This is a genomic window from Actinomadura sp. NPDC048032, assembly GCF_040653175.1.
GTDB lineage: Bacteria > Actinomycetota > Actinomycetes > Streptosporangiales > Streptosporangiaceae > Spirillospora > Spirillospora verrucosospora.
This window is the reverse complement of sequence record NZ_JBEZJP010000816.1, coordinates 1-1214: the sequence shown is the minus strand read 5'-3', so window position 1 is coordinate 1214 and position 1214 is coordinate 1. Positions and strand designations below refer to the sequence as shown.

Genomic DNA, 1214 nt, shown 5'->3' with positions numbered 1-1214 from the left:
GCCGCGCGCCGCTCACCGCGGCGCTGCTGACCGCCGTGACCGCCGCCGGCGCGCTGGCGGCCGTGGCCGCGCTCGTCATGATCCTCTTCGGGATGCCGGCGGCCGGATCGGTCGCGTTCGGCCTGTCGTGGTTCGGCGCGGGCCTCGTGTTCTCCGGCGTCGCGGCGCTCACCGCCCAGCTCGCCGAGACCTCCCGGCTGGCCAACGGCCTGGCGTTCGCCGTCCTCGGCGCGTCCTACCTGCTGCGCGGCGTGGCCGACGCGGGCTCGGCGCACTGGCTGTCGTGGCTGTCGCCGATCGGCTGGGCGCAGCGCGTCCGGCCGTGCGCGGACGAGCAGTGGGCCGTCCTGCTGCTTCCCCTCGCCGCGTTCGCGCTGCTGGTCACCGCCGCCTACGTGCTGACCGAGCGGCGCGACCTCGGCGCCGGGGTCCTCGCCCCCTCCCTCGGCCCCGCGCACGCCCCGCCGTCCCTGCGCGGCCCCTTCACCCTGTGGTGGCGGCTGCAGCGCGGCACGCTGCTCGGCTGGACCGCCGGGTTCCTGGTGTACGGCCTGGCCATCGGCGGCGTCGCGGACGGCGTCGGCGACCTGGTCAACGGCAGTGACGCCGTGCTGGACGACATCCGCAAGATGGGCGGCCAGCAGGACATCGCGGACGCGTTCCTCGCCACGGCCATGGGGCTCATGGCGCTGTTCACCGCGGCCTACGCGGTGCAGAGCGTCCTGCGGCTGCGCGCCGAGGAGAGCGGCGGGCGCCTGGAGCCGGTGCTCGCGACCGCCGTCGGCCGCACCCGCTGGGCCGTGGCCGGCCTGGCGAACACCGTCGCGGGGACGGTGGTCATGCTCGCCGCCACCGGCCTGTCCGTGGGACTGGTCCACGGCGCCCGCTCCGGCGACCTGACCGGTCAGATCCCGCGCCAGCTCGGCGCGGCGCTGGCCCAGCTCCCGGCGGTCTGGGTCGTCGCCGCCACCGCGATGCTGCTGTTCGGCGCCCTCCCGCGCGCGGCGTCCGCCGGATGGGGGATCCTCGCCGTCTTCCTGCTCCTCGGCCAGCTGGGACCGCTGCTGGGACTCCCGCAGGCGGTGATGGACCTGTCCCCCTTCACCCACACCCCGAAGCTGCCCGGCGGTGACGCCGACCCGCTCCCCCTCCTCGCGCTCACCGCGGCGGCGGCCGCCCTGACCGCGGCCGGACTGGCCGCCTTCCGCCGCCGC

At 77.2% G+C, this 1214-nt stretch carries 1 protein-coding gene; it reads left to right on the top strand.

Going from position 1 to position 1214, the window contains the following annotated elements:
* Window positions 1-1214 (top strand): ABC transporter permease (locus AB0C69_RS42435; protein ID WP_360362647.1); only part of this gene is annotated, 1214 nt, incomplete at both ends.